Consider the following 9351-nt stretch of genomic DNA (forward strand, 5'->3'; position numbering starts at 1 on the left):
GACCCCACGGTGCGGTTGCGGGGAACGGATGGGGTTACGGACGAAGGGGTTCCCTATTACGACTTTAGTGACTTGGTTTCTGAGGGTGCGTTGAGTCCGGGGGGAACGAGCGAGGCGGGTACGTTGGAGTTTTACAATCCCCACGGCGTGCAGTTCGATGGGGAGTTGGTGGTTTGGAGTCAGCTCAACCGCGACCCGCTGATTACCGGCGACCCCGAGACGGAGGTGTTGCTTGGGAAGTCTTATACCGCCTCGGTTGTGGCGGAAGACCCCGATGGGGATGTTTTGAGTTACGAATTGGTTGAAGGACCGCCCGGATTGAGCCTCGATTCGGAAACTGGTGAGCTGACCTGGGCTGAAGAGGCGCTCGTGGAGGGCAACCACACGTTGCGGGTACGAGTTGAAGACGGTCGTGGGGGAGTTGTCGAAGGAAGCTACATCCTAGAGGCGATCGAACCCCCTCCCAACCGTCCCCCCATCTTTACCTCGACGCCAGTTGTCGAAGCTTACATTCAGCAGCCTTACGTTTACGATGCCGATGCGATCGACCCCGACGGCGATGTCTTAGACTATGGCGTATCGTACGGGCCGGACGGACTGACCGTCGATTCAGAAACCGGAGTCGTAAACTGGACGCCGTCGTCGTCGTTTATTCTCGGGGACACTGTTCTCGGGCAGATCGGCGTCCCTGGAGAGCAAGATTCGTTTACCTTTAACGGAACTGCCGGACAGCGCGTGTACTTCGATCCGCGTCAGTATACGGGCAGTGCGAGTGATTGGGGTTTAACAGTGTTCGATCCCGATGGAAAAGAACTTCTGGTTACTGACTTATATTCTCAACGTGACGATCGCCTCCTAACCCTTCTGAAGAATGGAGAGTATCGCGTTGTTGTCGATACCAACACCGATCGGACGGGCAGCTATGGATTTAGCGTTCTCTCACTCGATTTGGTTCCCTTCGTGCCTTTCGATACACCGATCGAGGGAGTATTAGAGACGGGTACGCAAGATGCAATCTATCGCTTTACCGGAAACGCCGAACAGAAGCTCTTCATCGATAATACGACGAACAGCGGCAACTTTAAATGGGTTCTTTACGGACCGGATAATGTCGCGGTTGAGTCCCAATTCTATGGCAATGACATGGAGTTGTATTTGCCTGAAGATGGCGAGTACGTGTTGGCGCTACAAGGTAAGGGAAATCTTAGCGATCGCATTGAATATGCCTTTGAGATCGTTACGCCTGACGAAATCGAACAGCCGCTTCAATTAGGAATCAATGCCAATTCCCATTCTGTTACAGGGGAGATTGGTGAAAAAGGCGAAGAGGATATCTATACGTTCGAGGCTGAGAAAGGACAGCGCATTCTCTTCGATCGCCTTTTTTCAACTAACAGCGAGATTGAAGCTACAATTTTCAGCCCGAGCGATCGAAACCTCAAAAAGAGCCAATTTAATAGGGTTGAAGACTACGTTCCAATAACATTCGATGAAACGGGAACTTATCGTATTGTAGTCGATGCATCAGGGGAGAATACTGGCTCTTACAGATTTAGCGTACTCGATGCCAACGCTGCCCCGAGTATTGCCTTCGACACCCTTCAATCAGGAAGGATCGATCCGGGAGAGGAAACGCATCTCTATCAATTTAACGGTGAAGCAGAACAGCGCTTGTTTGTTGACTTGCCGAGTTCTCTTTCTGGTGAAAATTGGAAGCTTTACGATTCGGGAAATCAAAAAATTAGTTCTGAGAATTGGCCGAGTGAAGACCCCGAATACGTCCTTCCCAGAAAAGATACTTATACATTAGCTGTTGTGGGTAAAACCTCGACTCCATGGGATTATGAGTTTGAAATCGTCACTCCCAATCTCTATGAGAAGACGCTCGCTCTCAATACGCCGGTTTACGGAAATCTCACAGAAAAAGGCGATCGCGATGTTTATACCTTAACCGGTTATAAAGGTCAAATTTTATTTCTCGATGCCCTAGAGGGTACATCTTCACATGAGATAACCTTAACGAGTCCCAGTGGTCAAACAGCTTACTCATCAGAAGACCTTATTATTAGGAAATATTATTCTGACTATAAAGACGATCGAGATCGTTTGCTCGTTCGCCTACCTGAAGATGGTGTTTACGAACTATTAGTTGATGGTGATTTGGAACAAACTGGTCGTTACGGCTTCCAACTGATAGATGTCAGTACAGCTCCAAAAATCGAATCACAAACTTCTCTTGATGGAATTCTAGATCCAGGTTTCTCTGTTCAGTTTTATCAGTTTGAAGGAGGAACAGACGAGACCGTTTACTTTGATAGCTTAGAAAGTGTAACCTCGTATAGTTCTTATTGGTATCTTTACAACTCTAACCTCGAACGTATTGCCAGTCGCCAACTTAAGAATAATTTTGAAATCGATTTACACGGATCGGGAACTTATTACCTCGGCATTCTTGGGGGAGAGGAAACACCGTTAAACTATTCGATCGAACGAGTCGCGACGGTTCCAGAAACAGCTTCGATCGCTCTCGACACGCCAGCAAATGGTGAAATCGCCCACAAAGGCGAACGAGATATCTACACTTTTACCGGAGCGATCGGTCAGCATATTGCGTTTGAATTGCTAGAAGGCAATTCAAACCTGAACTACGAGATTTTTTCTCCCTCCAATCGATCCTTTGGTTCGGAATCGGTAGATGACTCCGAGAGACTACCGTTAACTGAAAGTGGTGAGTACCGAGTTGAAATTGACGGACAGGACGATACGACGGGAACCTATCGCTTTCAAATTGCCACGGTAGAGGACGATTTCACACCGAGTCCGCCAGTTTCTGCCATTCCTTTAGCACTCAATACCCCTCGATCTATATCGCTGGCAGCCGGTGAAACCAAACGTTATCGCTTTACCGGTCAGATCGGTCAGAAAATTTGGTTCGACGGACTGACTGAGTCCGATCGAGGTTCTAACGTATACGTTACGCTATACGACCCCTCTGGAACAGAAGTTTTCAAGAATTACAATCTATACAGTGACGAGCTACTAAGAACTTTAACGCGAGATGGCAACTACGACCTCGTTATTGAGTCTAAGCGTTCTTCAGCAACCGAGGTGAGTTTCCAAGTCCTCGATAACTTTGGGGCAGCTTCTGCAAGCTTCGATAGCGAAGTGAGTGGAAACTTATCGAACCAACTCGCCACTCAACTGTATCGATTTACGGGAGAGAAGGGACAACACCTGTATCTCGAAAGATTAGAGGGAGATTATTACAACTATGTTCATTTGTACGCTCCAGATGGGCGTCGAATTGATTACCAACGTTTGAGTTACGATTTGGGCGATTTTGAATTACCGGGAAATGGGGAGTATATTCTAGCGCTTCAAGGTAACACTCGCTCGAACACCCAACAATACGGCTTTGAAATCGTCACGCCTCCCCAGTTACCGATCGAGCCGTTTGAATTCGGGAGTCTTGTTTCTGGAGAGATTGCCGAACCCGGTCAAGCTAACGTTTATACCTTTGAAGCTGAATCCGGTCAACGGTTGTGGTTTGACGGTCTCGAAAGTACGAATTCCTACGATCCCCGAGGTTCTCTATACGATCCGCAAGGGGCTCGAATTTGGAGCGGACAATCTCTCGGTTCAGATCGCAAACTTTTTGAAGTGCCGACCACGGGCACCTATCGTCTCGAAATCGATGCTTCATCAGACCAAACTGGGGAATATCGCTTCCGCATTTTAGACGTTGATGCAGAAGGCGACGCTCACCTAATTTCCCTCGACTCGACTTTCGATTCGACCTCCAAGGTGGGTGTAGAAGCCGATCCAGCTGCGACTCACATTTATGGATTTGACGGGACGGCCGGTCAAGTTATCTACGTCGATCGCTTGCGGGGAGACGATGTCTATTCGATCTACGACGCTGCCGGACAAGCTGTCGCCACTTCAGGTACATCGAGCGATATTGAGGAATTCGAGGCCGTTTTACCAAAAGACGGTCGTTATAGCCTCGTTGTTGAAGGTCGCGGGACGACGGCAGACTACGAAGTGCGTTTGGGAACGCCCGACTTCATCGAGTCGAGTTACGAATTCGGACAAACGATTGTTGGGTCGATTTCAGAAGCGGGAGAGCGCGATACCTACACCTTCGAGGGAGCACCCGGACAACTTCTGTATCTGGATAACTTAGCTGACAGCCCTTCTATCAAAGCGACCGTTACTTCTCCGAGCGATCGCCCCATCAGAACGTTTAATTTAAGCAGTAACTACGATCTCGAACCCGTTCTCCTTAACGAATTGGGAACTTATACCCTCGAAATTGATGGAGATTGGGAACAACAGGGCGATTACTCGCTTCGTCTTCTCGACTTGATGGCGGCACCGACTGTCGCACTCGATACAGAAATAACGGGCGATTTTGGCGAAAGCCGTCGCGCTGCCGATGCCTATCGCTTTACCGGTGAAGCCGATCGAACGCTGTTTTTCGATCGACTCACTGGCGATTCTCCAAATTATTACCGACTCTACGATTCGGCAGGTAATAGGTTATTTTGGCAATCGCTCAATACGGATGACGAGACAACGCTACCTCGAGACGGAGAGTACGTTCTCGTTTTCGACGGTCGCAACGGTACTGACAATAGTTACCGATTAGAAATTGTCACGCCAGAATTTCCAACGTTCGATCTAACGTTGGGCGAGACCGTAACGAACGAGCTAACCGAGCCGGGAGAGCAACATACTTATACATTTACCGGCAAGCTGGGTCAGACGCTGTTTTACCATCCCCTGATCGATTCGAGTTCCTCTGTCGAGGTTTCCTTACTCGATGACAGTGGTAAAGAACTTTGGAATCAGTGGGGAGCTTACAATCGCGAACCGTTTACTTTAACTGAAGACAGTACGTACCAACTCGTCGTCGATATAGAGAAAGATGCCGTAACCAATTATGGCTTCCAACTGTTCGATCTCGCCTCCAGTCCCGAACTCCCTCTCGACATCGAACTTTCGGGTGACTTCGGAACCAGCGAACGAGAAGCCATACTGTACCAGTTTGAAAACGACACTCGAACGCATCTATATTTCGAGGCAACTGGAGAATCAATTGACCAGTACGTCCTCTATGCTCCCGACGGAACTAGGGTTTTTAGCAATCGAAGACTCGATCTCGATATCGAGCAGGAGCTGACAGATGAAGGAACCTATACGTTAGCGTTGCTCGGACGGGGCGGAACGCGAAACGATTACGCTCTGACCGTTCGTGCTGCCACATTTGACCCCCTATCGCTTCCTTTCGGTCAAGTGGTAGAAGGAACCTTGGAGGGAGCAGGCGATCGCCACATTTATGAATTTACCGGTCGTATCGGTCAGTCGCTGTTCTTTGACGGATTGTCTGCCGATCCTTCTTTAACGGCAAAGCTCTTAGCCCCCGATGGCAGCGCTTTATCGTCTGTCGATCCAGATGAGGATTGGTCGAAACCCCTAACTTTGACAGAAAGTGGTCTCTATCGTTTGGAAATTGACGGTGAGAATACCGCCACAGGAGATTACAGCTTCCGCTTGAGCGATCTCAGTACCGTTTCACCTTTGCCTTTGGGCGAGCCAGTTTCTGGAACGGTGTTGGACTCTGAAGTCGAACTGTATCAAATCGAGGGAACGGCCGGGCAAGTTTTAAATTTCGATTGGCTCTCGGCAGACAGTGAAGCTTATTGGAATCTTTACGATCCTGGGAATCGCGCCCTTACTGAGTTTAAGAAGCAGAGTGCGAGTTTAGATTTTGAGGCAGCATTGCCTCTTGACGGACGGTATACCTTGGCTGTGGCGTCTTCTGGATCGGGAGCGAACGAGTATTCTTTTGAGGTGACGGACATTTCGACAGAGCCGATCGCCACGAGCGGTCTCGGTACGAAAATTGCGGGGAATTTGCCGAGCGGCGAAACTCGGACTCACCGTTTTACGGCGTCGGCGGGAATGCAGGTCTACTTCGACAGCTTGGTCAACAACTATATTCGGACGACCCTAATAGCCCCCGACGGTACGGAAACTTTTAGTATAAGCAGCAGTAACGATCTCTACACTATAAACCCTGTAACGTTAACCCAAACGGGTGAGTACGTTGTAAAAGTCTCGCCATGGAGTGGCGAGTACGGTTTGCAACTCTTAGAGTTCTCTCAGGATGCTTCCGAGCGTATCCAAATCGGTCAGGCCGTCTCGGGAACGACAGACGGTCGCGCCGCTCGAGTTTACAACTTTGACGGTCAGATCGGACAACGGATTTTGTTGAACGGAATGACCGGACAGAATGTCGATGCCAAACTCTACACTCCCAACGGCGAGCAGGTATTTTCCCATGACTTCTATTACTCGAGAGATACCAATCCGTATGCTCTCGAGTTAGACGGGGTTTATCATCTGGTGATTTCTGGCGAAAACGACAGCGCCAACGATTATCAATTCCAACTCCTCGATTTGAGTGCCGGTCGGGAAGTGAAGCTGCGGGTTCCAGTCGAAGGCAGCTTGCCCACAGGTCAGTACGGGGACGTCTATAAAATCAAGGGTCGAGCCGACCAGCGCCTGTATTTCGATTCGTTGCAAGGCACGTGGAACTCGTACTGGGAACTCTACGATCCGAATTACCAATCGATCGAGAGGAAGTCGTTTAACACAGACCTGGAAGATGTCGTGTTGCCTGAAGATGGAGAATACACGCTCTATCTCGAAGGTGGAACCTCTGCATCTCCCCTGAACTACCGTTTCCAAGTTTGGGCAGACGACGATCGCCCCGATATCGTCACCCCTGGAGACGGCCGCACGGCGGCTGGTGGCGACGGAGCGCTTTTTGAATTCCCGGTCGCTCTCGAAGTGGCAGACGGAAATGGGGGGACGGCAGCTCAAGAATATACGATCCGCTTGATGCCCGACCCGTTCAACACCGCTCCTGAGATTCTCAGCACGCCGCTAACCGATTTCGGCCTCAACCAGAGGTTTTACGAATACCAGCTCGAAACTTTCGATGCTGAAGACGACGACCTCAACTACCGTTTGATCGACGGACCATCGGGAGCAGTCGTCACGCAAGATACGGGAATGCTCGGATGGTTTCCTCAAGACGCTCGAGCCGGTGAAACTTACGGCTTTAAAGTCGAAGTATCCGACGGTCGCGGCGGTCGAGACGTTCAGGAATTTGAAGTCACTGTCCAGTCAGCGACCGGAGCGATTCGCGGCGCCGTATTCGACGACCTCAACGGGAACGGCTACCGCGACATCGATCTCGTTGAAGGAGACTCTCCTAACGTTCTGTTCGTCGTCGATACATCCGGCAGTATGGGAGGGCGCTCGGTAAACTGGGGCGATCCGAATATAACCCTGGAGAACTTCGACAATCGACCCGTGTCAGTGCAAGATCTTGAATGGGCGTCCATCGTCGCGCTGGCCGAACAGATGTCCGCTCAAGGCCGTGGTGACGACGTGAAAGTTGGGCTGATGGCCTTCGGCAGTAACGCCCTAACGGATATGGACGTGGAGACATCCGGTTTCCAGCCTTTTACGAGCGTTACAGCCGATCGCAACGGAAACGATTTAGCTGATTACCGAGAAGCGATTCAAAATCCGCGCGTGGGCGGTGCTTCGGCGGTTGGAAGTTCGGAAATCGCCGTAGCGGCCGGACTGGCCGATAGCTTACCGGACGGTGAGACCCTGAACGTTATCTTTATGTCCGATGGCTTTATCAGCATCGATGCAGAAGCCGTCGCCTCTCTGCGCGAGAAGTCCAACGTCAATGTATCGGCATTTGCCATTGGGAACACCTCTAATCTGGGAGTGATGCAGCTAATCGACCCCGATGCGTTGCAGGTCAGTCGTACTGAGGACTTACTCGATATTTTCGGAGGCTGGGATGCGAGTTCGAGCAACGAACCGTTGCTCGAGAACGTGACGGTCTACCTCGACCTCGACAACGACGGACAGCTCGACGAGACCGAACCCCAGCAGAAAACCCAACCGAACACGACCCTTTCGCTCGTCGGCGATCGCGACCCTTATTACTTCAATTTTGAAGGGTTGTTGCCGGGAACCTACCACGTCCGACAAGTGGTCCCCAACGGTCGCCACGAAACGGCACCGACGACGGGTTCGTTCGTCGATACCGTGACGGTCACCGGCGGCGAAACCTTCTCTCATCTGTTCGGACTTCAGGACGTTGGCGATCCGCCCAACGCCGCCCCCGAGTTCCAAACGACTACCCCCGAAGACCGCCTGACGGCTGGGGAGCCATGGCGATATTCCGCCCTCGCCCTCGACCCCGATGCCGACGCGATCGCCTACGACCTTCCTTTAGCCCCCGAAGGCGCCTTCGTGGATGCCGAAACTGGTTTGGTAGTCTGGAAACCCCAGGCGGAGCAAACGGGAACCTTTGATTTCTTACTGCGGGTGCAGGACGATCGCGGTGCGCGATCGATCCAAGCCTTCCAACTGACGGTAGAGGCCCCCAACCAAGCCCCCGTCTTCGTTACCGACGACGCGGCCGTCCCCTCGCCTCAAGTGGGCAAACCCTTCGAGTTCGAGTTCCGAGCCATCGACCCCGAGGGCGATTCGATCGCTTACAGCTTGGCGGACAGTTCCTCGAACCGAGTCACCCTTGACGAAACCGGTCGGCTGACCTGGACGCCCAGTTCCAGCGAACTAGGACCGCAGGAACTCACCCTCGTCGCGCGGGACGATCGCGGTGCCGAAACCCAGCAAGTCTTCCCCCTGACGGTTATCGAAGCGCAGCCCAACCGACCCCCTCAAATCGCCGAGTCCCCCGCGCCCAATACTCGCGCGCAAGTGGGCGTTCCCTACACCTACGCCCTCCCCGTTCGCGACCCCGACGGCGATACCCTGACCTACCGGGCGATCGCGCCGAGTCCGACGGGTTTGGAAATCGACGACACCGGCCGGGCGATCTGGATTCCCACCGCCGAACAGTTCGGCCGCCACGACCTCGCTATCGAAGTCGAAGACGCCCAGGGCGCGACGGAACTCGTCACCTGGACGGTCGATGTCACCCATCAAACCGGGAACAGCGCACCGGTCGTCACCTCAGAGCCAACCCTCGTCGCCACGATCGAGCAACCTTACCGCTATCGACTCGAGGCGATCGACCCCGACGGCGATGCCCTCATCTGGCAGTTAGACGACGCCCCCGCCGGAGCCGTCCTCGACCCGCTGACGGGTGTTTTGAGCTGGCAACCGACCGAAACTCAACTCGGCGATCGCGAATTTGCCGTCCGCGTCACCGACAGCCGGGGTAGCTTCAGCGGACAGGGCTTCACCGTCAAAGTCAACGGCACCAACACGCCCCCGGCGATTACCTCC

General features: G+C 52.3%; 1 protein-coding gene. It reads left to right on the top strand.

The window, feature by feature from the left end; all coding sequences use genetic code 11:
• A partial coding sequence (locus tag POG22_RS02810; protein ID WP_498903512.1) for a vWA domain-containing protein occupies positions 1 to 9351 on the top strand: 9351 nt, incomplete at both ends.

Origin of the sequence: Geitlerinema sp. CS-897 (assembly GCF_028368005.1) — a bacterium.
Lineage (GTDB): Bacteria > Cyanobacteriota > Cyanobacteriia > Cyanobacteriales > Geitlerinemataceae > Baaleninema > Baaleninema simplex.